At 68.0% G+C, this 25,104-nt stretch carries 21 protein-coding genes, 1 tRNA gene and 1 pseudogene; 8 read left to right on the top strand and 15 right to left on the bottom strand.

What is annotated here, in order from left to right:
- Positions 1–97: 97 nt before the first annotated feature.
- Together ACFU5V_RS34505 and pepN are read left to right on the top strand one after the other, a co-directional pair.
- Positions 98–1,333 (top strand): NAD(P)/FAD-dependent oxidoreductase, encoded by a 1,236-nt coding sequence (locus ACFU5V_RS34505; protein ID WP_378441124.1) that lies wholly within the window; start codon positions 98–100, stop codon positions 1,331–1,333.
- A gap of 72 nt (positions 1,334–1,405) precedes the next feature.
- The gene (gene pepN, locus ACFU5V_RS34510; protein ID WP_378704792.1) at positions 1,406–3,985 is read left to right on the top strand and encodes an aminopeptidase N; all 2,580 of its coding nucleotides are present in this window, start codon (positions 1,406–1,408) and stop codon (positions 3,983–3,985) included.
- Between the two features lie 21 nt (positions 3,986–4,006).
- Here pepN and dinB read toward each other — a convergent pair whose 3' ends face one another.
- From dinB to ACFU5V_RS34530, 4 genes are all read right to left on the bottom strand, one after another.
- Positions 4,007–5,233 carry a DNA polymerase IV gene (gene dinB / locus ACFU5V_RS34515; RefSeq protein WP_378704795.1) on the bottom strand — a complete coding sequence of 409 codons (1,227 nt, stop codon included), beginning with the start codon at positions 5,231–5,233 and terminating at the stop codon, positions 4,007–4,009.
- A gap of 128 nt (positions 5,234–5,361) precedes the next feature.
- Positions 5,362–5,838, bottom strand: coding sequence for a DUF5130 domain-containing protein (locus ACFU5V_RS34520; RefSeq protein WP_378440803.1), 477 nt, complete (start codon positions 5,836–5,838; stop codon positions 5,362–5,364).
- Entirely contained in the window at positions 5,825–6,085 is a 261-nt protein-coding gene (locus ACFU5V_RS34525; protein ID WP_378440805.1) for a hypothetical protein, read from the bottom strand. The genes ACFU5V_RS34520 and ACFU5V_RS34525 overlap by 14 nt, the downstream gene beginning before the upstream one ends.
- A 75-nt stretch (positions 6,086–6,160) precedes the next feature.
- Entirely contained in the window at positions 6,161–6,832 is a 672-nt protein-coding gene (locus ACFU5V_RS34530) for an HNH endonuclease (RefSeq protein WP_167372212.1), read from the bottom strand.
- A 140-nt stretch (positions 6,833–6,972) separates the two neighbouring features.
- Between ACFU5V_RS34530 and ACFU5V_RS34535 the strand changes: the two genes are divergently transcribed.
- Entirely contained in the window at positions 6,973–7,368 is a 396-nt protein-coding gene (locus tag ACFU5V_RS34535; RefSeq protein WP_043824253.1) for a globin, read from the top strand.
- Positions 7,369–7,435: 67 nt separating this feature from the next.
- Positions 7,436–9,030, top strand: a pseudogene (locus ACFU5V_RS34540) (glycoside hydrolase family 13 protein).
- Positions 9,031–9,063: 33 nt separating this feature from the next.
- Here the strand turns inward: ACFU5V_RS34540 and ACFU5V_RS34545 are convergent.
- The 7 genes from ACFU5V_RS34545 to ACFU5V_RS34575 form a co-directional block, all read right to left on the bottom strand.
- Positions 9,064–9,750 carry a hypothetical protein gene (locus ACFU5V_RS34545; protein ID WP_378440810.1) on the bottom strand — a complete coding sequence of 229 codons (687 nt, stop codon included), beginning with the start codon at positions 9,748–9,750 and terminating at the stop codon, positions 9,064–9,066.
- Positions 9,743–10,168, bottom strand: coding sequence for a thioesterase family protein (locus ACFU5V_RS34550; RefSeq protein ID WP_124390101.1), 426 nt, complete (start codon positions 10,166–10,168; stop codon positions 9,743–9,745). The genes ACFU5V_RS34545 and ACFU5V_RS34550 overlap by 8 nt, the downstream gene beginning before the upstream one ends.
- Positions 10,165–15,066, bottom strand: coding sequence for an NAD-glutamate dehydrogenase (locus ACFU5V_RS34555; protein ID WP_378704797.1), 4,902 nt, complete (start codon positions 15,064–15,066; stop codon positions 10,165–10,167). Before ACFU5V_RS34555 ends, ACFU5V_RS34550 begins: the two co-directional genes overlap by 4 nt.
- Before the next feature lie 108 nt (positions 15,067–15,174).
- Positions 15,175–15,597, bottom strand: a complete 423-nt coding sequence (locus tag ACFU5V_RS34560; protein WP_378438633.1) for an acyl-CoA thioesterase — start codon at positions 15,595–15,597, stop codon at positions 15,175–15,177.
- A 4-nt stretch (positions 15,598–15,601) separates the two neighbouring features.
- The gene (ettA, locus tag ACFU5V_RS34565; RefSeq protein WP_378438631.1) at positions 15,602–17,281 is read right to left on the bottom strand and encodes an energy-dependent translational throttle protein EttA; all 1,680 of its coding nucleotides are present in this window, start codon (positions 17,279–17,281) and stop codon (positions 15,602–15,604) included.
- A 133-nt stretch (positions 17,282–17,414) separates the two neighbouring features.
- Complete coding sequence (locus ACFU5V_RS34570) at positions 17,415–17,843, bottom strand: single-stranded DNA-binding protein (RefSeq protein WP_378438629.1); 429 nt, start codon at positions 17,841–17,843, stop codon at positions 17,415–17,417.
- 168 nt (positions 17,844–18,011) lie between these two features.
- Complete coding sequence (locus ACFU5V_RS34575; protein WP_378704800.1) at positions 18,012–20,042, bottom strand: cytochrome c oxidase assembly protein; 2,031 nt, start codon at positions 20,040–20,042, stop codon at positions 18,012–18,014.
- Positions 20,043–20,145: 103 nt separating this feature from the next.
- Between ACFU5V_RS34575 and ACFU5V_RS34580 the strand changes: the two genes are divergently transcribed.
- Entirely contained in the window at positions 20,146–20,523 is a 378-nt protein-coding gene (locus ACFU5V_RS34580) for a DUF4345 family protein (protein ID WP_378704801.1), read from the top strand.
- Between the two features lie 57 nt (positions 20,524–20,580).
- Positions 20,581–20,656: transfer RNA gene (locus ACFU5V_RS34585), tRNA-Arg, on the top strand.
- A 23-nt stretch (positions 20,657–20,679) separates the two neighbouring features.
- Here ACFU5V_RS34585 and ACFU5V_RS34590 read toward each other — a convergent pair.
- The 4 genes from ACFU5V_RS34590 to ACFU5V_RS34605 form a co-directional block, all read right to left on the bottom strand.
- On the bottom strand, positions 20,680–20,991 hold the full coding sequence (locus tag ACFU5V_RS34590; RefSeq protein WP_378704804.1) for an alpha/beta fold hydrolase: 312 nt from the start codon (positions 20,989–20,991) through the stop codon (positions 20,680–20,682).
- Entirely contained in the window at positions 20,943–21,503 is a 561-nt protein-coding gene (locus ACFU5V_RS34595; protein ID WP_378704807.1) for an alpha/beta fold hydrolase, read from the bottom strand. The genes ACFU5V_RS34590 and ACFU5V_RS34595 overlap by 49 nt, the downstream gene beginning before the upstream one ends.
- 229 nt (positions 21,504–21,732) lie before the next feature.
- Positions 21,733–22,296 (bottom strand): PaaI family thioesterase, encoded by a 564-nt coding sequence (locus ACFU5V_RS34600; protein ID WP_378438621.1) that lies wholly within the window; start codon positions 22,294–22,296, stop codon positions 21,733–21,735.
- Positions 22,296–23,012, bottom strand: a complete 717-nt coding sequence (locus ACFU5V_RS34605; protein ID WP_378704809.1) for an SDR family oxidoreductase — start codon at positions 23,010–23,012, stop codon at positions 22,296–22,298. The genes ACFU5V_RS34600 and ACFU5V_RS34605 overlap by 1 nt, the downstream gene beginning before the upstream one ends.
- 87 nt (positions 23,013–23,099) lie before the next feature.
- Here ACFU5V_RS34605 and ACFU5V_RS34610 point away from each other — a divergent pair, with 87 nt between their 5' ends.
- Together ACFU5V_RS34610 and gdhA are read left to right on the top strand one after the other, a co-directional pair.
- Positions 23,100–23,603, top strand: coding sequence for a winged helix-turn-helix transcriptional regulator (locus ACFU5V_RS34610; RefSeq protein ID WP_378704811.1), 504 nt, complete (start codon positions 23,100–23,102; stop codon positions 23,601–23,603).
- A 101-nt stretch (positions 23,604–23,704) separates the two neighbouring features.
- A complete protein-coding gene (gene gdhA / locus ACFU5V_RS34615) occupies positions 23,705–25,048 on the top strand; it encodes an NADP-specific glutamate dehydrogenase (RefSeq protein ID WP_378704814.1) in 1,344 nt (447 codons plus the stop codon).
- Positions 25,049–25,104: the final 56 nt, after the last annotated feature.

The raw sequence follows: 25,104 nt of genomic DNA on the forward strand, positions 1-25,104 counted from the left end.
CCCGTCCAGTCAACACCTCGCTGCCGGGAATCCTTCCCGGAGACCCCGCCGACGGCAGTAGGGTCGACAGTGGTCGACCGGAAGGGAGCATCCCCACATGTCCTCCACCCGCACGTTCGTCGTCGTCGGCGGCGGCCTCGCCGGAGCGAAAACGGCAGAAGCATTGCGTGACAAGGATTTCGACGGAGCGATCATTCTCCTCTCGGAGGAGGAACACCTTCCCTACGAGCGCCCTCCGCTCTCGAAGGAACATTTCGCCGGAAAGAAGGCTCTCGGCGACTTCACCGTCCACCACGGCGACTGGTACCGCGACCATCACGTGGACCTGCGGTACGGCACCACCGCCACCGCCCTCGACCTCGCCGCCCACACGGTGACGCTGCCGGACGGGTCCACGCTCGGATACGACAAGCTCGCGCTGGCGACGGGTTCGCGCTCACGCCGCCCACCGATACCCGGTTCCGACGCCGAGGGCGTCCACTACCTGCGCACCGTCGACGAATCCGACCGGTTGATCGCCGCGGTCGACGGCGGCGGGCGGCTCGTGGTGATCGGCGCCGGCTGGATCGGTCTCGAAGTGGGAGCGTCCGCGCGGGAGAAGGGCGCCGACGTGACGGTGGTGGAAGCCGCCGAACTTCCGCTCCTCGGCTCGCTCGGCCCCGAGATGGGCACGGTGTTCGCGGAACTGCACCGCGAGCACGGTGTTCAGCTGCACCTCGGTGCCACGGTCGAGCAGATCGTCGTCGAGGACGGCAAGGCCACCGGTGTGCGGCTCGGCGACGGGACGGTCCTGCCCGCCGACGCCGTCCTCGTCGCCGTCGGCGCCGCCCCCAACGTCGAGATCGCGGAACGGGCCGGACTCGACGTCGACGGCGGAGTTCTCGTCGATGCCGGATTGCAGACCAGCGACCCCGACGTCGTCGCGGTCGGCGACATCGCGGCACAACTGCATCCGCAACTCGGCACCCGGATCCGGGTCGAGCACTGGGCGAACGCCCTCAACCAGCCGGCAGTCGCCGCCGCGACCATGCTCGGACAGAAGGCCGAATACACGCGGCTGCCGTACTTCTTCACCGACCAGTTCGACCTGGGCATGGAGTACACCGGGTACGCGCCGTCCGACGGGTACGAGCGGGTCGTGGTGCGCGGCAACCTTCCCGGACGCGAGTTCCTCGCGTTCTGGCTCGACGCGGACAACCACGTCCTCGCCGGCATGAACGTCAACATCTGGGACGCCACCGATCAGATCAAGCAACTGGTGTCCTCGTCCGCCCCGGTCGATCCCGACCGGCTGGCCGACCCCGCGGTGCCGTTGACCGACCTGTCCGGTTAACGCCCCGGGCCCACTCGTGATGGGATGGCAGCATCGAGTACGAGCACCGCCGCCGATCACGAGGAGACCTCTGTGGCCCCACCGAACCTGACCCGCGAACAGGCAGCCGAACGAGCCGGGCTGCTGACCGTCGACAACTACCTGATCGAACTCGACCTCACCGACGGGACAGGTCAACCCGGAGTCGAGACGTTCTCCTCGCGGACCACCGTCACGTTCGGGGCCACCCCCGGCGCGTCCACGTTCGTCGACATCGTCGCTGCGCGTGTGCATTCGGCCACGCTGAACGGCTCCCCCGTCGACGTGTCGGATTACGACGAGTCCACCGGCATCACGCTCACCGGGCTCGCCGAACGCAACGAACTGGTGGTCGAGGCGGACTGCGCGTACTCGCACACCGGTGAAGGTCTGCACCGCTTCGTGGACCCGACCGACGACGCCGTCTACCTGTACTCGCAGTTCGAGACGGCCGACGCCAAGCGCATGTTCGCCTGCTTCGACCAGCCCGATCTGAAGGCGACATTCGACGTGCACGTCACGTCCCCCGCCGATTGGAAGGTGATCTCCAACTCCGCGACCGTCGAGACGGTGGCGGCCGAACCAGGCAGGCACATCTTCCGCACCACGCCGAAGATGAGCACCTACCTCGTCGCACTGATCGCGGGGCCGTACGCGGAGTGGACCGACAACTACTCCGACGAGCACGGCGACATCCCCCTCGCGATCTACTGCCGCGCCTCCCTCGGGCAGCACATGGACGCCGAGCGCCTGTTCACGGAAACCAAGCAGGGCTTCGACTTCTACCACCGCAACTTCGGCACCCCCTACGCGTTCGGGAAGTACGACCAGCTGTTCGTCCCCGAATTCAACGCGGGCGCAATGGAGAACGCGGGCGCCGTGACGTTCCTCGAGGACTACGTGTTCCGGTCCAAGGTGACGCGGGCGTCGTACGAGCGGCGCGCCGAGACCGTGCTGCACGAGATGGCGCACATGTGGTTCGGCGACCTCGTCACCATGCGCTGGTGGGACGACCTGTGGCTCAACGAGTCCTTCGCGACATTCGCCTCCGTGCTGTGCCAGAGCGAGGCCACCGAATACACCAACGCCTGGACCACGTTCGCCAACGTCGAGAAGTCCTGGGCCTACCGGCAGGATCAGCTGCCGTCCACCCACCCCATCGCCGCCGACATCCCGGACCTCGCCGCCGTCGAGGTGAACTTCGACGGCATCACGTACGCGAAGGGCGCGTCCGTCCTCAAGCAACTCGTCGCGTACGTCGGGCTCGACCCCTTCCTGTCCGGTCTGCGGGACTACTTCCGCCATCACGCTTTCGACAACGCCACGTTCGACGACCTCCTCGGCGCGCTCGAGAAGTCCTCGGGCCGCGATCTGTCCGACTGGGGCACCCAGTGGCTCAAGACGACCGGGCTCAACATCCTGCGTCCCGAGTTCGACGTCGACGCGGACGGCACGTTCACCCGGTTCGCCGTTCTGCAGTCCGGCGCCGCACCGGGTGCCGGTGAGCACCGGGTGCATCGCATCGCGGTCGGCGTGTACGACGACCGGGACGGCAAACTCGTCCGCACGAAGCGGGTGGAACTCGACGTCGACGCCACCGAACGCACCGACGTCACCGAACTCGTCGGAGTCGAACGCGGTCAGCTGATCCTCGTCAACGACGACGACCTCACGTACTGCTCGCTGCGGCTCGACCCCGACTCGCTGGCCACCGCCATCGAGCGGATCGGCGACATCGAGGAGCCGCTCCCCCGCACCCTGGTGTGGTCGGCGGCGTGGGAGATGACGCGGCAGGCCGAACTCAAGGCGCGGGACTTCGTCGCCCTCGTGCAGCGCGGCATCGGCGCCGAAACCGAGGTCGGCGTGGTCCAGCGACTGCTGATGCAGGCCCAGACCGCGCTGCACAGCTACGCCGAACCCGGGTGGTCCAGGGAACACGGCTGGCCCGACTTCGCGAACCGCTTGCTCGAACTGGCGCGGGAAGCCGAGGCCGGTTCGGATCACCAGCTGGCGTTCGTCAACGCGCTGGCGGGCGCGCAGCTGTCGCCGTGGCACACCGAGGTCCTGCAGGAATTGCTGGACGCCGCACCGGACACGGTCGGGCTGCCGGGGCTCGTCGTCGACACGGATCTGCGCTGGCGTCTCGTCACCGCCCTCGCGGGGGCCGGCGAGATCGACGCCGACGGCATCGAGACGCCGTTCATCGACGCCGAAGCCGAACGCGACCCGACCGCGGCAGGCGCCCGCAACGCCGCCGCGGCGGCCACCGTCCGCCCGCAGGCCGCGGTGAAGGAACAGGCCTGGAACCGGGTGGTCGGCGACGACTCGGTGCCGAACATCACCGCCCGCTCGATCATCGGCGCGTTCGCCGGTCACGGCCAGTCCGACATCCTCGAGCCGTACGTCGCCCGCTACTTCGCGGACATTCCCGCGGTGTGGGAGCGGCGTTCGAGCGAAGTCGCACAGACCGTCGTGGTGGGGCTGTACCCGTCGTGGTCGATCAGCGAGGCGTCCGTGGCGGCAGCCGACGAGTTCCTGGCCGGCGACCGTCCGCCGGCGTTGCGCCGCCTGGTGGTCGAGGGCCGCGCCGGAATCGTCCGTTCGCTCGCGGCCCGGAAGTTCGACGCGAGCTGATCGGGGGCCGATCCTGCCGGCCTAGTCCGGCAGGATCGGCACGCTCACCCCCTGATCCCGGCCCAGCAGGACCGCGCGGGTGACCGCCGAGGAGCCGAACCGGTCGCGGAGGCTGTCGAGCGTGGTGTCGAGCGTGCTGCGCGTGTACGGATCGAACGGCAGCGCCAGCTGTTGCGGGCAGTCGTCCTCGAGGTTGGCCACCGCGACGCCGACGAGGGTGATGCCCTTGCTCTCGATCATCGGCATCGCGTTGCCGAGCAGTCCCCGGGCCGTGGTGAGGATCGTCTGCGTCTGCGCCGACGGCTGCGCCAGGGTGTGCGACCGGGTGACCCGGGTGAAGTCGTCGAACCGCAGCCGCAGCACCACCGTGCGCCCCACCCGCTTGCCGCGGCGCAGCCGGCCCGCCACCCGGTCGACCAGCGTCACCAGCGCGGCGTCCACGTCCTCCCGCGACGTGGGTCTGCGCCCCAGGGCGTGCTGGGCGCCGACGGATCTCCGCCTGCGCCCGACCTGCACGGGACGGGGATCGCGCGCCCAGGCGAGCGCGTGGAGGTGGTGGCCCGCCGCCGGTCCGACGATGGACACGAGCAACTCTTCCGGATAGTGGGCCAGCCGGCCGACGGTGGCGATCCCCGCGTCGCGGAGCTTGCGCGACGTCACCGCCCCGACTCCCCACAGCCGTTCGACCGGCAGCGGGTGCAGGAATTCGATCTCGCGGTCCGGCGGCACGTGCAGCAGTCCGTCGGGCTTGCCCACCGCGCTGGCGACCTTGGCGAGGAATTTCGTTCGCGCGACGCCGACGGTGATCGGCAGACCTACCTGCTCGCGCACGTCGCGCCGCAGTCGTGCCGCGATGTCGACCGGTGTGCCCGCGATCTTGCGCAGCCCCGCGACGTCGAGGAACGCCTCGTCGATCGACAGACCCTCGACCAGCGGTGTCGTGTGCTCGAAGACCTCGAACACCGCCCTGCTCGCGGCGGCGTACGCCGACATCCGCGGGCGCACCACGACGGCGTGCGGGCACAGCCGCAACGCCTGGGCGCCGCTACTGGCCGTGCGCACCCCGTACGCCTTCGCCTCGTAGCTCGCGGCCAGCACGACACCACCGCCGACGATCACGGGACGACCCCGCAGTGCGGGGTCGTCCCGTTGCTCCACCGAGGCGTAGAACGCGTCGAGGTCGGCGTGCAGGATGGTCGCCTCGGCGCCACTCGAGATGCTTGGGCGCGGCGAATCGGACACGAACATATGTTCGCATCGACCACCGACAGAAGTCGAGGACGGTTCGGCCCCTCGGCCGCCGAGACACCGACGGCCCGTCACAGTTCAGCGGGACTGAACGGTGACGGGCCGTGCGAACGCCGATCTGTGCGGATCTACGGCGAGGCGATCGCCGCGCTCATCACGCGAATGGCGCTGACGAGACCGTCGATGAGGTCTCCGTCGCCGAACGACGACACCGCTGCCGTCGCCCCGAGCTGGGCGACCCGGTCGGTGACCCGGTCGGCCACGGCCCGGCCGCTGCGGATCTCGACCGTCCGCTGGTTGGGCGAGACCGCGATGAGGACGGACCGTTCCGCCTCGGGAGTCGTCGGGAAGAGCGCATCGGCGCCGGCGGCGGTGTTTTCGCCGAGGTCGCCGACGTACGCGTTGAAGCGCACCTTCGTCGTGCGGGTGCCTTCGGTCAGGGCATCGTCGAGGCGGACCAGTTCGTCCGTCGTGAACGGCAGGTCGTCGGTGAAGGGCTCACCGACGCGGTGCACGCCCGAGATGCGACCGCTGGCGGTCACGACGCTGCCGACGGGCAGATTGTCCGCGGATACGGTCGCGGGGATCAGGTCACCACTTGCCACTTGCCGAGCCTCCAATCAGGTCGTCCGAACCGGCGTGCGCGCCGTGGTGCCCGCCGTGATGACCGTGCGTGGTCACCTCGTCGACGGCGCTCCACAGCACCGGCGCATGCGTCCACTCCTCGCCGAGGTGGAACGCGGGCGGCACGGGGCCCGGCGTCTTCTTGCCGACGAACGACATCGCCGCGAAGAAGGCGGTGATCAACGCCGGAATTCCTACGAATATCAGCACTGTCTCGAGAATGCTCACAACGCAAACGGTAGCCCAGAACCGTGCGAAGGGAAGCGTCAGGGCCGAACTTCGCGGAGCCGTCGCGCGGAACGCTCAGGCGGCGCCTTCACCGAGGTAGGGCATCCACGACGGGTGCAGGTCCTTCGTCGACGCCAGCAGTCGCCAGTGCGGGCCCGACGGCGGCACCAGAGAGGCCCGGAGCGTCCAGCCGAGTTCGCTCAGCAACTTGTCCGCCTTGCGGTGGTTGCAAGGCGCGCAGCAGGCCACGCAGTTCTCCCACGAATGCTCGCCGCCACGACTGCGGGGCACCACGTGATCGACCGTCTCGGCCTTGGACCCGCAGTAGGCGCAGCGGAACCGGTCGCGGTGCATGAGGGCCGCGCGGGTCATCGGAACGCGCGCGCGATACGGGACGCGGACGTAGTTGCGAAGGCGGATCACGGACGGCACCTGAACGGACCACTGTTCGGAGTGGACGACCGGGGCCTGGGGATCCTCATGGACGGTGTCGGCCTTACCGCAGGTCATCAACACCACGGCACGGCGCGCAGGAAGGGCGGTGAGCGGCTCGTAGGTGACGTTCAGGAGAAGCACCCGGCGCTTGATCCAGAGCGGTACCGCATTCTCGCCCGGGAAAGAAGGCTCGGCGCTGTGCGCGGAGCCTTCGGTGATCACTTGTAAAGCAAACGCCCCTGAAACCCCGGCACTCCGGGCATCAGTGGGCACGAGTTGTCGGTGCGCGCGGGCGCTGTGTCGATTCTTCATGCGACCTCCGGGAGATTGCCACCAAGTGCACCATGAATTGCCTGCGTGCGCACGCCCATTTCCGACAAAAATGCAGGACATTCGATGAACAGACGGTGACGAAGACGGTTCCCGCCCGCACGTGCACAATGGAAGACGCCATGACTGACGTGCAGCAGACCTTCTACGAGGCGGTGGGCGGAGCGGAGACGTTCCGCAAGCTCACCGCGCGCTTCTACGAGGAAGTCGCCAAGGACGACATCGTCCGGCCCCTCTACCCCGAGGAAGATCTGGGTCCGGCCGAGCGCCGGATGCGGATGTTCCTCGAGCAGTACTGGGGCGGACCGCACACCTATTCGGACGAACGCGGCCACCCGCGACTGCGGATGCGTCACCACCCGTTCAAGATCGGCCCGATCGAGCGCGACGCGTGGCTGCGGTGCATGCACACGGCCATCGCGTCGATCGATTCCGGGACCCTCGACGACGCGCACCGCAAGGCGCTCCGGGAGTACATGGACATGGCCGCGGCGTCGATGGTGAACTCCGCCTTCTGAAACCGCCGCGCGCCGATTGCGCCTGTCGAGTCGTGGCGGGGACGATCGTTTGGCACGATGGGCGATTGTGAGCACTCCCGCCGAAACGTCCGCCGACGACACACAGCCGGCACCCTGGTGGTCAGACGCGGTCTTCTACCAGATCTATCCCCGCTCGTTCGCCGACGCGAACGGTGACGGCGTCGGCGATCTCCGCGGAGTGCGGGACAAACTCGGCTACCTCGAACTGCTCGGTGTCGACGCCCTCTGGCTGAGCCCGGTCATGCGTTCCCCCATGGCCGATCACGGCTACGACGTGTCCGATCCCCGCGACATCGACCCGCTGTTCGGCGACCTGGAGGTCATGGACGCCCTGATCGAGGCGGCGCACGCGCGCCAGATCAAGGTGACGATGGACCTGGTGCCCAACCACACCAGCGTCGAGCACGCATGGTTCCGCGCCGCCGTGGCGTCGCCGCCGGGCAGTCCGGAACGGAACCGGTACATCTTCCGCGACGGCCGCGGCGAGAACGGCGCGGAGCCTCCGAACAACTGGCCGAGCATCTTCGGCGGTCCGGCGTGGACCCGGATCACCGAGGCCGACGGCACGCCCGGCCAGTGGTACCTGCACATCTTCGCGGCGGAACAGCCCGACCTGAACTGGGACAACCCGGAGGTCGTCGAGGATCTCACGAAGACGCTGCGGTTCTGGCTCGACCGGGGCGTCGACGGATTCCGCATCGACGTCGCGCACGGCATGGCGAAGCCGGAAGGTCTGCCGGACCACGACTGGTCCGCCACGAACTGCTGCAGAACTCGGACGACGACCCGCGGTTCGACAACCCCGCGGTCCACGACATCCACCGCGGCATCCGGAAGGTCCTCGACGAGTACCCGGGCACGGTGGCCGTCGGGGAGATCTGGGTCCGCGACAACGAACGCTTCGGCGAGTACATCCGGCCCGACGAGCTGCACCTCGGGTTCAACTTCCGGCTGGCGGAGGCCGAGTTCTCGGCGGAGACGGTCCGGGAGGCGATCGAGAACTCCCTGACCGCCGTCGACCAGGTCGGCGGAACCCCCACCTGGACACTGTCGAACCACGACGTCGAACGGGAGGTCACGCGGTACGGAGGCGGCGAGATCGGCACCGCACGCGCCCGGGCCATGATCCTCGTCGAGCTGGCGCTGCCGGGTGCGGCGTTCCTGTACAACGGCTCGGAACTCGGCCTGCCCAATGTCGACCTGCCCGATTCGGCGTTGCAGGACCCGGTGTGGGAACGGTCCGATCACACCGAACGCGGTCGCGACGGATGCCGGGTGCCGGTTCCGTGGGAGGGCACCGAACCGCCGTTCGGGTTCAGCACCGGCGAGCCCTGGCTGCCGATGCCGGCCGAGTGGGCCGGACTGACCGTCGAGGCGCAGCTCGAGGACGTCACGTCGACGCTCTCGCTGTACCGGGCGGCACTCGAACTGCGCTCGTTCCGCCCGGAGTTCTCCGGCCCCGGAGTCGACTGGTACGGCAGTCCCGAGGGCTGCTTCGCCTTCCGCAGGCGCGGCGGTCTGATCTGCGCCCTGAACGCCACGGAGGCGCCGATCTCGCTGCCGCCCGGCGAGGTGCTGCTCAGCAGCGCGCCGCTCGTCGAGGGGCAGCTTCCTCCGAACGCGGCTGCGTGGCTCATCTGACCCGGACTCCCCCGGTTGCGGTGTGCGCCCGGCCTACCGGGCCACCGAGAGCGGGATCCCCCCACCGCGGTGCCGGTAGATCGACCCGAATCGGGCGTCCACCCGCAGCCACGAGGCGGTGGCCCGCACCCGGACCAGTTCCGAGGCGTCGATGCGGTCGAGGTCGATGTCGGCGGTCAGCCGGTCCGAGCCGGCGTGCGGGACGAACCCCATCGCGGTGAGCGCGAACACCACCCGCATCGGGATGCCGACCGCCTGCTCGGCGCCCTCCACCCGCAGCACCTCCTGATCGAGCAGGGACGCGGGCGGGCCGTGGCTGCTGCCGTGCTCCTGCGCCAGCGCCGCACCGCGCTGCGCGAGGTCGACCAGAACGCGCGCCGGGACGTCGTCGACGTGTACGAAACCCTCCGTCGGAGGCAGGGCGCCCCGCCACGCCGAATCCATCGAGAACCCCGGATCGATGTCCGCGGCGGTCGCCGCTTCGAGCGCGGCGAGCAGGTGGTCACCGGCAGCCGACGTGTCGTCCGGGGTGATCGTCCCCGCGATCGTGCGCACAGCCAGCGCGTCGAAACCGGTTGCCGCCCAGGCCGTCAGGCGGCCGGGCCCGCGTTGGCGCAGACGGACCACGGTCGCCTCGTCCAACCGGACCACCCGAGTAAGGAAGGTGGCGAGATCGCCGCGATCCGTCGCGTCCGGGATCGACAGGACGCGCTCATGCACGCTGCCAGCTCTCCAGGTACCCGCGCTCGACGTCCGTGATCCTGCGGAGCCGCTGAGTGTCGATGTCGAACGCCGCGATCTGCGTCGACGCGACGATGGACGGCGCGACCGAGACGTCGACGCCCTTCGGGCGGACCTCGTAGTTGATCGTGAAATCGACGGCGCGAACCTTCTCGACCCACATCAGCACGTCCAGCGGTGAATCGCTGTGCCGGAGCTGCCCGCGGTAGCGCACGTGCAGGTCGGCGATGACCGCACCGTCACGCAACGTGACCGTGGGCCGGTCGTCCTCGAACAGCCAGGGAATCCGCGCTTCCTCCAGCAGCGTCACCATTCGCGCGTGGTTGATGTGCTGGAAGACGTCCATGTCCGACCATCGAACTTCGACCTCCGCGTGAAAGCCCTCGCTCAACGTCATACCTCCGATCGGGTGCCCATACCGCGCACCATGCTGCGTACCTGACGCGCCGCCACCGAGAGCGTCGCGAGGTCAAGGGTCCCAGACTCGAAAATCTCGGTGAGAGCGGACCTCGCCCTGGCCAGCCGGGACGCGTTCGTCGACTCCCAGTCGTCGATCTTCTCCTGCGGCGTCTCGTGCGGTTCGCCACCGAGGAGCACTTCCATCGCGAGCTGGCGCAGCGAACTGTAGAGGTCGTCGCGCAACGCGAGGCGGGCCAGCGAATGCCAGCGGTCGCCGCGCGCGAGGGTGGACACCGCGCTGAGCAGCCAGTCGATGCCCAGGTGCGCGTCGAGTTCGTAGTACAGCTCGGCGACCTCGTCGATGTCGCGCTCGGCGATGTCGGCGATGTCGATGATGTCGAGCAGGCAGAACTTGTCCAGCAGGCGAAACACCTCGAAGGCCAGGTCTTCGGGCGCACCGCGGACGACGAGCGGACGCGCCCGCATCTCCACGTCGGTGAGCTGATGCCCTCGCACGAGCTGCGGCACCTTCGGCGAGAGGGCCCGGAAGTCGGCCGAATAGCGGGCGATCTCGGCGCCCACCGCGAGAGGCTGGGGCCGATTGGTCAGTAACCACCGCGACGCCCGGTCGAGGACCCGGCCCGATTCGAGGATCAGGTCGTCCTCGATGTCCGCGGCGATGTTCGCCGACCGGATCCGCGACCACAGGTCGGGCAGGGCGAAGATCTCGGTGACCGCCGCATACGCGCGGATGGCGTCGGTGCTGCTCGCGCCCGCCTCGTCCGCCAATCGGTACGCGAAGGTGATGCCGCCGTTGTCGATGGTCTCGTTCGCGAGCATCGTCGCCACGATCTGCCTGCGCAGGGGATGCGCCTTGATCGCCGTCCGGAACTGCTTGCGCAGCACCGTCGGGAAGTACCGCGGCAGACGCGGCGCGAACGTCTCGCTGTCGGGCAGGTCCGTCGCGAGGAGGTCGTCCTTGAGCGCCAGCTTCACGTGCGCGGTGAGCGTCGCGAGTTCCGGCGACGTCAGCCCCTGCCCGGCCTGCCTGCGGCGGGCGATCTCGTCCTCGGTGGGCAGGGCCTCGAGTTTCCGGTCGAGGCCGCGGCGGGACGCGAGATGTTCGATCTGGCGGCGGTGCACGCTCAGCATCGGGACCGCGCTGGTCCGGGACACACCGAGGAGGTTGTTCTGGGCGATGTTGTTCGCGAGAACCAGGTGGGCCACCTCGTCGGTCATCGACGCCAGCAGCGGATTGCGGTCCTCTCGCGGCAGACCACCGCTGCTCACCAGCGAGTCCAGCAGGATCTTGATGTTCACCTCGTGATCGGAACAGTCGACGCCCGCGGAGTTGTCGATCGCGTCGGTGTTGATCCGGCCGCCGTTCTGGCTGTACTCGATGCGGCCGAGCGCCGTGACCCCCAGGTTGCCGCCCTCACCGACCACCCTGGCCCGCACCTCGTTGCCGTCGACGCGCACCGAATCGTTGCTCTTGTCGCCCACCATCGCGTTGGTCTCGGTGGACGCCTTGACGTACGTGCCGATGCCGCCGTTCCACAGCAGATCCACCGGGGCAGACAGGATCGCCCGGACCAGTTCCGGTGGGGAGAGTTCGGTGACGGTGTCGTCGAGTCCGAGGGCGGCGCGCGCGGCCGCGCTGATCGGGACCGATTTGCGGGTCCGGTCCCACACTCCGCCTCCCTCACTGATGAGGCTGGTGTCGTAGTCGGCCCACGACGACCGGGGCAGCGCGAACATCCGGGACCGCTCCTCGAACGACGTGGCGGCGTCGGGATCGGGGTCGAGGAAGACGTGCCGATGGTCGAATGCCGCCACCAGCCGAATGTGCCTGCTCAGGAGCATGCCGTTCCCGAACACGTCGCCGCTCATGTCGCCGACACCGACCGCGGTGAAGTCCTCGGCCTGAGTGTCGATCCCCATCTCCCGGAAGTGCCGTTTCACGCTCTCCCAGGCGCCGCGGGCGGTGATGCCCATCCCCTTGTGGTCATACCCCGCCGACCCACCGGACGCGAACGCGTCACCGAGCCAGAAGTTGTACTGCTCCGCAACCGAATTGGCGAGATCGGAGAATTTCGCGGTGCCCTTGTCCGCGGCGACGACGAGATACCGGTCGTCGCCGTCCCGCCGCACCACCCGGGCGGGAGGCACGATCTCCCCCGACACCTGATCGACGTTGTCGGTGAGATCCAGGAGTCCGGAGATGAACGTGCGGTAGCAGTCCTGGCCCGCCGCGAGCGCGGCCGTGCGGTCGGCCGCCGCGTCTCCCGACGGCGTCGGCGGATTCTTGACGACGAAGCCACCCTTCGCCCCGACCGGGACGATCACCGCGTTCTTCACGGCCTGCGCCTTCGCCAACCCCAGGATCTCGGTGCGGAAGTCCTCACGCCGATCCGACCAGCGCAACCCGCCGCGGGCGACGGACCCGAACCGCAGGTGCACGCCCTCGACGTCGGGTGAGTACACGAAGATCTCGTACTTCGGCCGGGGCTTCGGCAGTTCCTGGATCGCGGTCGGATCGAGCTTGATCGACAGATGGGCCTGCGGCTCCCCCGTCTCGCCGGTGACGAAGTAGTTGGTCCGCAGCGTCGACGTGATCAACCCGAACAGACCGCGCAAAATACGGTCCGCGTCGAGGCTGACCACGGAATCGATGTACTCCCGCAGACGGGTGTCGAGTTCGGCCACCAGGTCGGGTGAGGGCGCCTCCGGGTCGAACATCGCCTCGAACAATGCGACGAGCGTGTACGCCGACCGGGGATTGGCCAGCGCAACCCCCTCGATGTGGAACTGGCTGTAGGGAAAACCCGCCTGGCGCAGATACTTCGCGTACGCGCGCAGGATCACGGCCTGCCGCCACGACACTCCCGCCCGCAGGATCAGCTCGTTGAAGCGGTCGGCCTCCGCCCGCCCGAACCAGACCGCGGTGAACGCGTCCGTGAACCGTTCCTGAAGCTTCGGTTCGGCCGCGGACGCCTCCTCGGCGGCGAGTTCGGCATCGAGATCGTCCTCCACCGAGGAGCGCAGCAACTCGGCCGGCACCGACAAACCGAAATCGTAGATCCAGCACGTCAACCCATCCGGCCGCGGAATCTGGTAGGGCCGTTCGTCGAGGACCTCCACGCCCAGGCTCTGCAGCACCGGAAGCACCTGGCTCAGCGAAATACCGTCGCCGCCCACGTACAGGGTGAACCGCCAGTGCCCGACCTCCGCCCCGCGGTCGCGGTACAGCAGCAGGTCGATGGAGCCGCCTTCGAGCGCCTCGAGCCTCGCGAGATCCGACAACGCACGGGTGGCGTCGAAATCCTCCTTGTATCCCTCGGGCAGCACATCCGCATACCGCTGCGCCAGAATGGGATCCACATCGGCGGTGACCGGCAGGAGGTCCCCGAGGTGGTCGTCCCAGCTGCGGCTCGCCTCTGCCAGCATCGCCTGGACCCGTTCCCGGTCGGCGTCCGACAGGTCGAGCCGCGACCCCATCTGATCGGTGTTCTTGCGGATCGTCACGTGCAGCAACGCCAGATCGGACTCCGTGACGCGTGCAGTGTATTCCAAAGTGCCGCCGCCGAATTCCCGCAGCAGAATGTCCTGCATGGCGAGCCGCACCCGGGTGGTGTACCGATCCCGGGGCAGGTAGATCAGGCAGGAGACGAACCGTCCGAGGAAGTCCTCGCGCACGAACAGGCGCACCTGACGCCTGAGGCCGATGCTGTGCACGGCCGTCACCGTGTCGAACAGGGTGTCCGCGTCGCTCGAGAACAGTTCGGTGCGCGGGAACGACTGGATGACCTCCAGCATCGCCTGCCCCGAATACGAGTTCAACTGGAACCCGGCCCGGTCGATCACCTTGCGCACCCGGCGGGCGATCACGGGAATGTCGAGGACGTTCTCGTGCAGCGCCGTGACGGTGAAGACGCCGAGGAAGCGGTGCTCACCGGTGATGTTGCCGTCCTCGTCGAGAATGCTCACGCCGACGAAGAACGGGTAGACCGAGCGGTGCACGGTCGCGGGGAACGAGCCCTGCGTCAGCACGAGCAGGGGGCGGTCGGGGATCTCGGCGGCCGGCGGCAGGCTCAGCGGGCCCTCGGTGACCGTGTCCGAGCGCAGCAGCCCGAGGCCGCTGCCCGGCACGACCTGCAGGCTCCGGGTGCCGGACTCGTCGGGCTCCCCCAGTTCGAAACGCCGGTACCCGAGCGCCGCGTAATTGCCCTGCGACATCCACCGCAGCAGGTCGGCGCAGTCCTCCAGGTCGTTCTTCGACACACCGGGACAGGTCGCGGACGCCTCCAGTTCGTCGGCCAGCGTCCGCTCCAACTTGCGCATGATGTCGGTGTCCCGGACCACCTGGCGCACGTCGGCGAGGACCGTGCCGACCTCCTTCTCGAGCGTGTCGAGAACCGCGGAGTCGGCACGCGGATCGAGTTGGACGTGGATCCACGACTCGGACACACCGTCCTCGCCGGCATCCTTCGCCTTGTCTCCCATGAGGATTCCGCGAAGCGCACCGATCGGATCACGCCGCACCGACACGATCGGGTGCACGAATTCGCTGATCCCGATGCCGAGACGGTTCAGCAGCGCGGTGATCGATTCGACGAGCAGCGGCATATCGTCCGTGACGATCTGCAGCGATGCACCGAGTTCCCGCCCGTCGCCCGGCCGGTAGACCCGGGTGATCGCGCGCTCCGGAGGCCGATGAAGGGCCAATGTCAGGTGCGCGCCGAGCACGGCGTCGGAGGCGCCGTTGACGGCACTCTCGCTGTCACCGCGATCGACGTGCCGGAAGTACACGGCTGCGAGAGTCGGCACCTGAGACCGGAGACCTTCGGGCAGATTCCGCGCCCACTCCGCATCTTTCAGTGCTGCCGATTCCGTCATCGGGGCTCACTTCCTCTTCGTTCCGATCGCCGCGGGCAACTCTCTCGAGACTAGCCCGCGGCGATGGGAACAGAGGGTGAACTTCGGGCACCCCGCGTGCCGGATCCGTCAGCCGGTGGTCACCGGCGCGAGGTACTTCTCGAGCCCGTCGCGTTCCGCCTCGGACAGCGGACGCGACCGTTCGGTCTTCACGTCGAACGCCACCAGCAGGGCGTCGCCCGTAGCACAGTGGACGCCGTCGCGGCTCCTGACGACGTGCCGGATCGTGTACGACGAATTTCCGACGTGGAGCACCGACACATCGATCGTCAGCGGACCGGAGGCGTCGGTGACGGGACGCAGGAATTCCACATCCATCTTCCGCACCACCATCGCACCGGGCTGCGCGCCGGCAGCGCGCAACTCGGTGGTCAGGAATGCGATCCGCGCTTCCTGCATGTACTCCATGAAGCGGGTGTTGTTGACGTGACCCAGGCGGTCGGAGTCACCCCACCGGACCTGGATCTCGTACGTGAAGGCCTGCTGCCCCACCAGGTCAGTCCCTCGTCAGCTTGCGGTGCGTGACGCGGTGCGGACGTGCCGCATCCGGTCCGAGCCGCTCGACCTTGTTGGCCTCGTAGCCCTCGAAGTTGCCCTCGTACCAGTACCAGGCAGCCTCGTTGTCGCCGAAGCCGCCCTCCCACGCGAGGATGTGCGTGCAGGTGCGGTCGAGGAACCAGCGGTCGTGGGAGATCACGACGGCGCAGCCGGGGAACTGTTCGAGTGCATTCTCCAGCGAACCGAGGGTTTCGACGTCGAGGTCGTTGGTCGGTTCGTCGAGCAGAATCAGGTTTCCGCCCTGCTTGAGCGTCATCGCGAGGTTCAGGCGGTTGCGCTCACCACCGGACAGCACGCCCGCCGGCTTCTGCTGATCGTGACCCTTGAACCCGAACGAGCTGATGTAGGCGCGCGACGGCATTTCGGTCTGGCCGACCACGATGTGATCGAGGCCGTCGGACACGACCTCCCACACCGTCTTGTCGGGGTCGATGCCGGTGCGGTTCTGGTCGACGTAGCTGAGCTTGACGGTCTGACCGATCTTCACCTCGCCCGCGTCCGGCTCCTCGAGCCCGACGATGGTCTTGAACAGCGTCGTCTTACCGACACCGTTGGGGCCGATCACGCCGACGATGCCGTTACGCGGCAGGGTGAACGACAGGTCCTTGATCAGAACCCGGCCGTCGAAGCCCTTGTCGAGGTTCGACACCTCCACCACGACGTCGCCGAGGCGCGGCGGCGCAGGAATCTGGATCTCGTCGAAGTCGAGCTTGCGGGTCTTCTCGGCCTCGTTGGCCATTTCCTCGTAGCGGTCGAGGCGGGCCTTGTTCTTGGCCTGACGGGCCTTGGCTCCCGAACGGACCCAGGCCAGCTCCTCCTTGAGGCGCTTCTGCAGCTTCTGGTCCTTCTTGCCCTGGACCTCGAGCCGGGCGGCCTTCTGCTCCAGGTAGGTGGAGTAGTTGCCCTCGTACGGGTACAGGCGGCCGCGGTCGACCTCACAGATCCACTGGGCGACGTGGTCGAGGAAGTACCGGTCGTGAGTGACGGCCAGGATCGCACCCGGGTAGGCGGCGAGGTGCTGCTCCAGCCACAGGACGCTCTCCGCGTCGAGGTGGTTGGTCGGCTCGTCGAGCAGCAGCAGGTCGGGCTTGCTGAGCAGCAGCTTGCAGAGGGCGACGCGGCGCTTCTCACCACCGGAGAGGTGGGTGACCATGTCCTCCGGCGGCGGACAACGCAGGGCGTCCATCGCCTGCTCGAGCTGGGAATCGATCTCCCACGCGTCGGCGTGGTCGAGCTTCTCCTGGAGCTCGCCCATCTCCTCCATCAGCTCGTCGGAGTAGTCGGTGGCCATCAGCTCGGCGATCTCGTTGTATCGCTTGAGCTGGACCATGGTTTCACCCATGCCCTCTTCGACGTTCTCGCGAACGGTCTTCGTCTCGTCCAGGTGCGGTTCCTGCATGAGGATCCCGACGGTGGCACCGGGAGCGATGAACGCTTCACCGTTGCCCGGCTGATCCAGCCCCGCCATGATCTTGAGGATGCTGGACTTACCCGCGCCGTTCGGGCCGACCACACCGATCTTGGCGCCGGGGTAGAAGCTCATCGTGACGTCATCGAGGATGACCTTGTCACCGTGCGCCTTGCGCACCTTCTTCATCGTGTAAATGAACTCAGCCATGGGGCCAGCCTAATGGTGAAGCGCGACGAACCCACATCGCGGAGGGTCGAGGACGTGATCGGGGGCTTCCCGGGAAGATGCCGTGAGTATCGGCGCCGGGAACGCGAGGTCGGCGCCGATACCCGCAGGTGCGCTACGCGACGAGGGACCGGGTGGCCACCTCTTCGGTCGCCGGGTTCCCCGCACCGCCGTCGGCCGTTCGCGGCGCGCGCTCGAGCACGACCGTGCACCGGGCCAGATCCGGTCCGATCGCGGTGGCGCTCAACTCCAGGTCGGAGCGGGCGATGCCGTCCCGGGTGGTGTATTCGGTGGTGCGCAATTCGCCCGTCACGAGAACGGGATCGCCCTTCGTGATCGAGGCGACGACGCCGGCCATCAGCCGTCGCCTGCAGGTCACCGTGAGGTAGAGCGTGCTCCCGTCACGCCACTCCCCCGTGGCGTGGTCGCGGCGCCGGACCGTGCTCGCCATCCGGAAACTGAGGAACTCGTCACCGCCCGCGTTCGACCGGGTGACCGGGCTGGTGATGACCGTTCCGACGACGGTGCCGTGTGTTTCGTACATGACGTCTACCCCCTGTGAGTGCGGCAAGGTGCCTTCACTCACAGCGTGCCGTCCGGCGGCGCCGTTGTCGGCCGGAATCGGACATCTGTGGAGAAACCGAGCAATTGTGGATGGAACCGCGAAATCGGCCCCGGGAGCCCCGACCGTGTCGGGGCGGCGTGCTAACTGTCAGCGCCCGGCTTCGCGGTCCCGTCGCGCCAACTCCGCGAACATCGCGTTGTGCGCGGCCAGATCCGCGTCGTCGTCCCGGTCCGCGGCCCGGTCGACCCGCCGCGCCGTGCGGCCGTCGCTGCGGGACCACTGGATGAGCAGTGCCATCATCACCAGCACCAGCGGGATCTCACCGGTGGCCCACGCGATGCTGCCGCCCAGCTGCTGGTCACCCACCAGGTCTGCGTTCCAGCCGAGTCCGAGCGATCGGTAGTACCACTCGCCCATCACGGCGCCCATGCTCATCAGCGCGACGCCGAAGAAGGCGTGAAACGGCAGCGAGCCGAACACCATCGCGAGCTTCGTCACCGGTTGCAGTTTGCGCGGCGACGGGTCGATGCCGATCGCGACCCAGTAGAAGAGGTAGCCGCTCAGCAGGAAGTGCAGGTTCATCAGGACGTGCGCGGAGTGGGAGTCGACGGCGGCCTCGAAGATCCCGCCGAGGTACAGGGCGTAGAAACCGCCCACGAACAGCACCGCCGCCACGACGGGGTGCGTGATGAACCGGGAGAACGGGCTGTGCAGCGCGGTCAGAATCCATTCGCGCAGTCCCGGCACACCGTTCTTGCCCGCGGGATCGAGGGCGCGCAGAGCGAGCGTGATCGGGGCACCGAGCACCAGGAGTACCGGCGCCAGCATGGACAGCGCCATGTGAGCGCCCATGTGCACGCTGAACACGGCCGGCGAGTAGCGACCGACACCCGACGACGTCGCGATCAGCAGCACCACGCACCCGCACATCCAGGCGACGGTCCGGCCGACGGGCCAGCTGTCGCCGCGCCGCCGCAGTTTGCGCAGTCCGAGCGCGTACACGACGGCCAGCACGATCGCGGCGGTGCCGTAGAGGAGGTCGAAACGCCAGTCCAGCATCAGGCGGGCGAACGTGGGCGGACCAGCCAGGTTGTAGCCGAGTTCGACCTCCGTGAGGGTGGGCGCCGCGGTCGGGGGCGGAGGGGGCGTGCGGCCGAGTCCGACGGCGAGACCGATCGTCGCGGCGAAGACCATGACCTCCGCACCGGCGAAGCGGATCAGGTTGCCGCGTTTCGCCGGATCCTCCTGCAGTGCGGGCAGCGCCCGGCGACGCTGCGCCCACCCGAACACACCGAGGACGACGAGGGCCACGATCTTCGCGACCACCAGCCGCCCGTACGTGGTGTCGATCAGGTCGCCGATCTGGACGCGGACGAGCGCGTTCACGACACCGCTGACCGCCATGACGACGAAGCAGACGGTCGCGACCGCGGAGAACCTGCGCGCCGCGACGTCGGTGTGGGCGCCGCGCCTGCGCGCGTGGGCCAGAAGAGCGAACAGACCGCCCGCCCACAGCGAGGCCGCCACGAGGTGCAGGATCAGGCTGTTCGTCGCCATGTCGTGCGAACCGCCCGAGGACGAGTGCCCGGTCAACGCGAGCGGCATCAGTCCGAGGATGCCGACGACCAGCAGGATCGGCGTCCACCACCAGCGCAGCACGAGCCGGGAGGCGATCGCGAGGACGACGGCGATGATCGCGGTCCAGCGCCAGGCGCCGGCGAGTTCGACCTGATCGATCGAGTTGACGATGTTGGCCGGCTTGACCGCTTCGGCGAAGGGTTGCCCGGACGTGTCCGACAGCGTCAGCGGGACGAGGACGAGGGCGGTCGCCGCCCACACGATCGCGGCGTACGACGCGGTGCGGACCGCGCGGTAACCGTCCACGTCCAGGACTCCCGATTTCTGCGGCGGCACGAAGAACGCCGCGAGCAGCAACGATCCGATGGTGATGACGGCGGCGATCTCCGACACGGCCCGCATGGCGGGCAATCCGTAGGTGGTGATCGGTCCGGGATCCGGAATTCCCAGCAGCACGAGCGCCTGAGCAGCGGAAAGTCCGACGACGATTGCCGCAACCAGGCCGGCGATGAGACCGCCGACGAGGAACAGGGCGGTCGAATCGGCACGATTCGGGGGTTTCGAAGCCGGGTCGGACGCCGCGAGCTGGGGTGTAGCCATACATCAAGGGTAGGACCTACGACAGGCCGTCGGAGACGCGAGGGTCGGTCGCCGTTGCGGCTACCGTCGACAGGGACGTGTCCCGGGGAAACGAGAGGCTGAGATGGCGGAGTTTCTGATCATCGTGGTGGCGCTGTTCTTCGCGGGCATGGGTGTCTACGGGCTCGCCCTGCCCGCCCGCCTGGTCGCCCCGTTCGGTCTGACCGCGAATTCGGCGTCGGCCCGCGCCGAGGTGCGCGCGGTCTACGGCGGCTTCGGTGTCGCCGTGGCGGGCCTGCTCGTCGGCGCGGCCTTCGACGTCCACGGCATCCGATCCGTCGCCGCGGTGACGGTGGCCGTCGCCCTGCTGGGGATGGCGTTCGGCCGGATCGTGGCCGCCCTCATCGACCGGCCGACCCGCTTCTACCCCGTGTGGTTCTACTTCGTCGTCGAACTCGTTCTGGCGGGACTCCTGCTCTGCGCGGCGGCCCTGGGCTCGTGACGCACACACCCCAGCCCCGGTCGGAGCAATCGGGGTGGCAGGTAATATTTGCTGCGCGCCTCCGTAGCTCAGGGGATAGAGCAAGAGCCTTCTAATCTCTTGGTCGCAGGTTCGAATCCTGCCGGGGGCACCAAAACAGCAGCTCAGGGCCTCGGGTCAGTCCTTCAGGAACGCCAGCAGATCGGCGTTGATCGTCTCCGCCTGAGTGGTGGGCATGCCGTGGGGGAAGTCCGTGTACGTCTTCAACGTTCCGTTGGCGAGAAGTTTCGCGGACAGGGGCCCGGAGGCTGCGTAGGGAACGATCTGGTCGTCCTCGCTGTGCATCACGAGCACCGGCACCGTGATCTTCTTCAGGTCCTCGGTGAAGTCGGTCTGAGAGAAGGCGACGATGCCGTCGTAGTGGGCCTTGGCCCCGCCCATCATCCCTTGCCGCCACCAGTTCTCGATGATCGCGTCCGAAGCCTCCACGCCCGGCCGGTTGAATCCGTAGAACGGCCCCGCCGGCAGGTCGCGGTAGAAGACGGAACGGTTGGCGCGAGTTGCGCCTGCAAATCGTCGAACACGGCCTTGGGCAGGCCGCCCGGGTTCGCGTCCGTCTTCACCATCAGCGGCGGCACCGCGCTGATGAGCGCGGCCTTCGACACCCGGCTCTCGCCGTGCCGGGCGAGATAGTGCGCGACCTCACCGCCGCCGGTCGAGTGGCCGACGTGGATGGCGTCGTGGAGGTCGAGGTGTGCGGTCAATTCCGCGAGGTCGTCGGCGTAGTGGTCCATGTCGTGGCCGTCGCCGGTCTGCGTGGAGCGTCCGTGCCCACGCCGGTCGTGGGCGATCACTCGATAGCCGTGCTGGAGGAAGAACAGCATCTGGGCATCCCAGTCGTCGGCCGACAGCGGCCAGCCGTGGCTGAACACGATGGGTTGACCGGTTCCCCAGTCCTTGTAGAAGATCTCCGTGCCGTCCTGCGTGGTGATCGTGCCCATGGGTGTGCCTTCCTTGACCGCTCCGGGGAATGACGCTGATGAGGACGGAATTCAGTACATCAAACTTCGGTATGCCGCAGGGCTGCTTCGACCGGCGGCGGCGTCCCGTACTCGCGCGTAGCAAACCGACTGATTAGTCTTGTTCGCGCATCGCCCCAACCCGACGGGGCAACGGTGCATCGGGACCCGCCACTTTCCTCCGCGAGTGGCGGGTCCCGTCCGTCCGGCGTCAGCTCGTCGGGGGAACCTCGAACACCAGCAGCGTGCTGGTGGCGGTGGCCACGACGCGGCCCTGCGCGTCGGTGACCTCCCCTTCCGCGAACGCGATGCGGCGGCCCGCCTTCTTCACCACACCGGTCGCGGTGAGCGCCCCGGAGTCGCGGGTCGCCCCACGGATGTAGTTGACCTTGATCTCGACCGAGGTGTACCCCCACCCTGCGGGCAACGTGGTGTGCACGGCGCACCCGGCGACCGAATCGAGCAGCGTGCACACGGCTCCGCCGTGGATCGCGCCGATCGGGTTGTACTGCGATTCGTCGGGATCGAGCGCGAACACCACCCGCTCGGGTTCGGCCTCGAGGAACCGCAGGTTCATCAAGGTGGCGATGGGCGGCGCCGGAATGCCGCCGTCGAGAATCGACCGCAGGTAGGTGAGGCCGTCGAGTTCCCGGGCCTTTCGCGCCGGACCCGCCGGGTCGTGCCATTCGACGATCTTCGACCGCACCTCACCCCACTCACCGGCGTCCGGCAGGCTCGCGACCGTCGATACTTCACCGTTTCCGAACGCGTTCACTATGCGGCTCCTCTCTGCGCCGACTGCGGATAGAGGACGTCGAGGTCGCCGGACAGCGCCGCTTTGACGGTGCGGGTGGTGTCGTCGGCGAGCACCTCGTGCGCGCCGGACTCGATGCCGTCGAAGGCAAGTCGCGCGACCTCGGCCGCGGAGATCTTCTCCACGTCCAGACCACTGGTCATGTCGGTGTCCATGTAGCCGAGATGCAGCCCGACCACCTGAATGTTCTGCGCCGCGAGTTCGGCGCGCATGGCGTTGGTGGCACTCCACAGGGCGGCCTTCGACACGCTGTAGGAGCCGCCGATCGCCAGCCACGACAGCACGGAGTGAACGTTGAGGATCGCGCCACCGCCGTTGGCGGCGATGATCGGCGCGAGCGCGCGCGTCACGTGGAGCGGTCCGTAGAGGTTGGTTTCGAGTTCGCGGCGCATCCCGTCCAGATCGCCCGTGAGCGGCGATTCGCCGACGAGGATCCCGGCGTTGTTGATCAGCACGCCGAGATCGCCGACGAGTTCGGCTGCGGCGTAGACCGACTCGGGGTCCGTGACATCCAGCCGGATGGGCACGACCCGCGAGTGCCCGTCGATCGTGGACGTGTCGCGTGCCGACGCGTAGACCGTGCGCGCTCCCCGTGCGAGCGCCTCGGCGACGAAGGCCCGGCCGAGCCCGCGATTGGCCCCGGTGACCAGCACCGTCCGATCGTGAATCGTGGTCATGACGACCCCTTCGAGTGAGTAAGTCTGATTTTCAAACTAACCGTGCCGTCGACAGTAATCCGTATCAGTTGGAAAACACAACCCTCTATGATGGAGGACATGAGCAACGGCGACACCCAGCCAGCAACACCCGAGATCGTCATGGACCGCATGCCCCTGGCGCCGAGACCCTGCGCCATCGCCGCCACCATGGAGTTGATCGGCGACCGCTGGTCGATGCTGGTTATCCGCGAACTGTCCTACGGGGTGCACCGCTTCGACCGGATCGCGGGCTACATCGGCGTCTCCCGCGACATCCTCACCGCGCGACTGCGCAAGCTGGAGGAGGTCGGCGTCATCGAACGCAGGCAGTACTCCGAACACCCGCCCCGCTTCGAGTACCACCTCACCCCCGCGGGCGAGGACCTGCGGCCGCTACTGCTCTCCCTGTTCCAATGGGGCAGCAAGTGGGCCGTCGACGAGGCCCCGTCGGTGCTTGTGCACGAGTGCGGTCACTCGCTGGAACTGGAACACCGCTGCGCGCACTGCGGCGAGGCGGTCGAGAAGACCACTGTTGCAATGCATTCCCGCACACCGCGACGAGAATCCTGAGCTGCCGGCACGGCCCGGTACAGGACGTCCCGACACCGGTCTATAGTTTCCGATGTAAACGTCAGGTAAAGAAGTCCTCACACGCAAGGCAGGGGTGGTCTGTGTCAACGCGCGACCGGGTAGCAGAGATCTACGAGCAGGTCCGCCTGCGGAACGCCGGAGAACCCGAGTTCCACCAGGCCGCCGCGGAGGTCTTCGAATCGCTCCAGGTCGTGCTCGAGCACCGTCCGCACTACGCCGATTCCGGACTGATCGAGCGGCTGTGCGAGCCCGAACGTCAGATCATCTTCCGGGTACCGTGGGTCGACGATTCCGGCAGCGTGCACGTCAACCGCGGTTTCCGCGTGCAGTACAACAGCGTTCTCGGCCCCTACAAGGGTGGGCTGCGGTTTCACCCCAGCGTGAACCTGGGAATCGTGAAATTCCTCGGGTTCGAGCAGATCTTCAAGAACGCCCTCACCGGGCTTCCGATCGGTGGTGGCAAAGGCGGCTCCGACTTCGACCCCAAGGGCCGTTCCGAGGCCGAGATCATGCGCTTCTGCCAGTCGTTCATGACCGAACTGCATCGCCACATCGGTGAATACACCGACGTCCCCGCCGGTGACATCGGTGTCGGCGGTCGCGAGATCGGCTACCTGTTCGGCCAGTACAAGCGCCTCACCAACTCGTACGAGTCGGGCGTCCTCACCGGCAAGGGACTCACCTGGGGCGGCTCCCAGGTGCGTCGGGAGGCCACGGGGTACGGCGTCGCCTATTTCGTCGCCGAGATGCTGAAGACCGCGAACAGTTCACTCGACGGCAAGACCGTCGTCCTCTCCGGTTCCGGGAACGTCGCGATCTACGCCATCGAGAAGGTGCACCAGCTCGGCGGAATCGCGATCGCAGCCTCCGATTCCGCGGGATACCTCGTCGACGAGAAGGGCATCGACCTCGAACTCCTGAAGGAGATCAAGGAGGTGCGGCGGGGCCGGATCAGCGAATACGCGGAGGCCGTGTCGCACGCACGGTTCGTGCCGAACGGTTCCATCTGGGATGTGCCGTGCGACGTCGCGCTGCCCTGCGCTACCCAGAACGAACTCGACGAGTCAGCAGCCAAAACCCTGGTCACGAATGGTGTGCAGGCGGTGGCGGAGGGCGCGAACATGCCCACGACCCCGCAGGGCGTCCAGGCGTTCCGCGACGCCGCGGTGGCGTTCGCCCCAGGCAAGGCAGCCAACGCCGGCGGCGTCGCGACGTCTGCGCTCGAGATGCAGCAGAACGCATCCCGCGACTCGTGGGGCTTCGAGTACACCGACGAGCGGTTGGCCGGAATCATGCGCGGCATCCACGAACGGACCGTCGCCACCGCCGCCGAGTACGGCATGCCGGGCGACTACGTGCACGGCGCGAACATCGCCGGTTTCGTGAAGGTCGCCGACGCCATGATCTCGCTGGGCGTCATCTAGAAGCAACGTAGGGTCAGGGCCTGGCCGTCGACGCCACGCCCCACGCTCGGACAGCA

The organism is Rhodococcus sp. NPDC057529 (genome assembly GCF_042802055.1).
Taxonomy (GTDB): Bacteria; Actinomycetota; Actinomycetes; order Mycobacteriales; family Mycobacteriaceae; genus Rhodococcus_F.